We start from the raw sequence: 3,065 nt of genomic DNA, 5'->3' as shown, positions 1-3,065 counted from the left end.
GTACTTGATAATTTGGCGCGGGGACCCTATAATGAAGATTGTGAGCAAATTAGCAAAGTCGGGATTTGCTCTCTTTGTCCAAACTTAAACGAGATAACAGAACCCACAATTTTACAAAATAACAGGAGGAACAATCATGAAGGTAGCGATTTTTGGCGCGGGCACGATGGGCAGCGGCATCGCTCAGGTCTTCGCGGCGAAGGGCCACACCGCCCTGATGTACGCCAGCTCCGTGGCGTCCGCCCAGAAGCACAAGGACAAGCTGGCCGCCTCTCTCCAGAAGCGGGTGGACAAGGGCCGGATGGAACAGGCCGCCGCCGACGCCATCATGGCCAACGTGCTGGTGGAGGAAAAGTCCGCCTGCGCCGACGCGGATCTCGTCATTGAGTGCGTCAAGGAAGACATGGGCACCAAGAAGGCCCTGCTCAGCGAGCTGGACGCCATGTGCAAGCCCGAGGCCATTTTTGCCTCCAACACCTCCTCCCTGTCCATCACCGAGATGGCCAACGGCCTGAACCATCCCGTGATCGGCATGCACTTCTTCAATCCCGTCCCCAGCATGAAGCTGGTGGAGATCATCCGGGGCGCCAACACCACCCAGGAGACCTTCGACTTCATCTACAAGCTGTCCCAGGAGATCGGCAAGGACCCGGTGGAAGTGGCCGAGGCTCCCGGCTTTGTGGTCAACAAGATCCTGATTCCCATGATCAACGAGGCGGCGGGCCTGGTGGAGACCGGCGTCGCTTCCGTGGAGGACATCGACAAGGCCATGCGCCTGGGCGCGAACCATCCCATGGGCCCCCTGGCTCTTGGCGACTTCATCGGCCTGGACGTGTGCCTGGCCATCATGGAGACTCTCTTCAACGAGAGCGGCGATCCCAAGTACCGTCCCGCCCTGCTGCTGAAGAAGATGGTCCGCGGCGGATTGCTGGGCAAGAAGACCGGCAAGGGCTTCTACGACTATTCCAAGTAAAACCGGAGTAAAGGAGTATATAAGGTATGGATTTTCATCTTTCCAATGAGCAGCTGATGCTCCGTAAGATGTACCGCGAGTTCGCCGAGAACGAGGTCAAACCCCTGGCCGAGGAGATCGACGAGGAAGAGCGCTTCCCCATGGAGACCGTGGAGAAGATGGCAAAGCTGGGCATGATGGGCATTTACTTCCCCAAGGAGTACGGCGGCGCCGGCGGCGACGTTCTCTCTTATGCCATGTGCGTGGAAGAGCTGGCCAAGGTCTGCGGCACCACCGCCGTCATCGTCTCCGCCCACACCTCCTTGTGCTGCGCCCCCATCTTTGAGCACGGCACCGAGGAGCAGAAGAAAAAGTATCTCCCCGACCTGCTGAGCGGCAAGAAGATCGGCGCCTTCGGCCTCACGGAGCCCGGCGCCGGCACCGACGCCTCCGGCCAGCAGACCACCGCCGTCCTGGAGGGCGACCACTATGTCCTCAACGGCTCCAAGTGCTTCATCACCAACGGAAACGTGGCGGACACCTTTGTGGTCATGGCCATGACCGACAAGTCCAAGGGAAACCACGGCATCTCCGCCTTCATCGTGGAAAAGGGCTTCCCCGGCTTCTCCACCGGCAAGCATGAGAAGAAAATGGGCATCCGGGGCTCCTCTACCTGCGATTTGATCTTTGAGGACTGCATCGTTCCCAAGGAGAACCTGCTGGGCAAAGAGGGCAAGGGCTTCAAGATCGCCATGATGACCCTGGACGGCGGTCGTATCGGCATCGCGGCCCAGGCTCTGGGCCTGGGCGAGGGCGCGGTGAACGAGGCCGTGAAGTACACCCAGGAGCGCGTCCAGTTCGGCCGCCGCCTGAGCCAGTTCCAGAACACCCAGTTCCAGCTGGCCGACATGCACTGCCGCATGCAGGCCGCTCAGTACCTGGTGTACGCCGCCGCCTGCAAGAAGCAGCTGCACGAGGACTATTCCATGGACGCCTCCATGGCGAAGCTCTTCGCCGCCGAGGCCGCGTCCGACGTGACCCGCCGGGCCGTCCAGCTCTTCGGCGGCTACGGCTACACCCGCGAGTATCCCGTGGAGCGCATGATGCGCGACGCCAAGATCACCGAGATTTACGAGGGTACATCCGAAGTCCAGCGCATGGTCATTTCCAGCCGCCTGGGCGTGAAATAAGATAGGAGGTAAACGGTCATGAAAATCATTGTTTCCATCAAGCAGGTTCCCGATACCTCCGGCAAGGTCGCAGTCAATCCCGACGGTACCCTGAACCGCGCTTCCATGCAGACCATCACGAACCCCGATGATATGAACGCCCTGGAGGCCGCCCTGAAAATGAAGGACGCCACGGGCTGCAAGGTTGTCGTGGTCACCATGGGTCCCCCGCCGGCGGCGGGCATGCTCCGGGAAGCCCTGGCTATGGGCGCGGACGAGGCCATCCTGGTTTCCGCCCGGGAGTTCGGCGGCTCCGATACTTACGCCACCTCCCAGATTCTCGCCGCGGCGGTGAACCGCATCGGCGTGGAAGCCGACGACATTGTGATGTGCGGCCGCCAGGCCATCGACGGCGACACGGCCCAGGTGGGTCCCCAGATGGCAGAGAAGCTGCATCTGCCCCAGATTACCTACGCCGCGGACATCACCAAAGAAGGCAACACCGTCACCGTCAAGCGGATGCTGGAAGACGGCTATATGACCATCAAGACCCAGACTCCCTGCCTGATTACCTGCATCAAGGAGCTGAACGAGCCCCGCTACATGAGCGTGGGCGGCGTGTTCGAGGCTTACGGAAAGCCCCTGACCACCTATGGCTATGACGATTTGAAGGACGATCCCCTGATCGACGCCACCACCATCGGCCTGAAAGGCTCCCCCACCAACATCTTCAAGAGCTTCACCCCGCCCCAGAAGGGCGCCGGCATGATGCTGGAGGGCGCGGACAAGGCCACCTGCGAGAAGCTGGCGGGCATCCTGGCCGCCAAGCACATCATCTGAGAAGGGGGATAAAACGAATATGTCTAATTTCAACAGTGCGGATATCGCTGCCTTCAAGGACGTTTGGGTCTTCTGCGAGCAGCGCGAGGGCAAGCTGATGCCCA

At 60.6% G+C, this 3,065-nt stretch carries 3 protein-coding genes; all 3 read left to right on the top strand.

The features are described 5' to 3' along the window. The first annotated feature begins 133 nt into the window (after positions 1–133). From JX325_RS14375 to acrB, 3 genes are read left to right on the top strand one after another with little or no spacing between them, the layout of a single operon-like run. On the top strand, positions 134–973 hold the full coding sequence (locus JX325_RS14375) for a 3-hydroxyacyl-CoA dehydrogenase family protein (RefSeq protein ID WP_204791774.1): 840 nt from the start codon (positions 134–136) through the stop codon (positions 971–973). A 26-nt stretch (positions 974–999) separates the two neighbouring features. After that, positions 1,000–2,142 (top strand): acyl-CoA dehydrogenase, encoded by a 1,143-nt coding sequence (locus JX325_RS14370; RefSeq protein WP_204791773.1) that lies wholly within the window; start codon positions 1,000–1,002, stop codon positions 2,140–2,142. A gap of 18 nt (positions 2,143–2,160) precedes the next feature. Next, positions 2,161–2,961: an acryloyl-CoA reductase electron transfer subunit gamma gene (acrB, locus tag JX325_RS14365; protein ID WP_204791772.1), complete on the top strand. Its 801-nt coding sequence runs from the start codon at positions 2,161–2,163 to the stop codon at positions 2,959–2,961. The last annotated feature ends 104 nt before the right edge of the window (positions 2,962–3,065 follow it).

The organism is Oscillibacter sp. CU971 (assembly GCF_905219725.1).
GTDB lineage: Bacteria > Bacillota > Clostridia > Oscillospirales > Oscillospiraceae > Oscillibacter.
Note: the sequence above shows the minus strand (reverse complement) of the source record. Positions and strands in the feature narration are given on the sequence as shown.

Coding starts and splice junctions, on each gene's coding strand:
- JX325_RS14370 (WP_204791773.1), top strand. CDS start 1,000: ATGGATTTTCATCTTTCCAATGAGCAGCTGATGCTCCGTAAGATGTAC.
- acrB (WP_204791772.1), top strand. CDS start 2,161: ATGAAAATCATTGTTTCCATCAAGCAGGTTCCCGATACCTCCGGCAAG.